The organism is Methylobacterium nigriterrae (assembly GCF_037106235.1).
GTDB lineage: Bacteria > Pseudomonadota > Alphaproteobacteria > Rhizobiales > Beijerinckiaceae > Methylobacterium > Methylobacterium nigriterrae.
Map to the genome: position 1 here is coordinate 1 of NZ_JBAWTG010000772.1, position 283 is coordinate 283.

The following is a 283-nucleotide window of genomic DNA, read 5'->3' on the forward strand; positions in this document are numbered from 1 at the left end:
GTCTGATCAATGTAGTCAATGCCGCTGGCGCGCACGAGCGGCTGCAGCGTGTCTTGACCGGGCGCCTGGCGATAGAGCTGGTAGCTAATGGCTTCGTCCACGGCTTGCCATGACAGCTTGACCTTGCCGCCCGGCTGCGCCTTGGCGGTGAACGCAAACGGCACGCCCAGCGGCGGCAGATTGCCTTGATAGACCTGGAAGCGGTTGAAGGCGGCGACCCTGGTGGAGATGTTGTCCAGGTCGTCTTGCGCCTGGAAGCTGAAGCTGAAGGTTTCCGGGCTGC

At 62.9% G+C, this 283-nt stretch carries 1 protein-coding gene; it reads right to left on the reverse strand.

Annotation, left to right across the window (positions count from 1 at the left end; translation table 11 throughout):
• Positions 1-283: hypothetical protein (locus WDW90_RS39100; RefSeq protein WP_336492995.1), on the reverse strand; the 283-nt coding region annotated here is incomplete at both ends.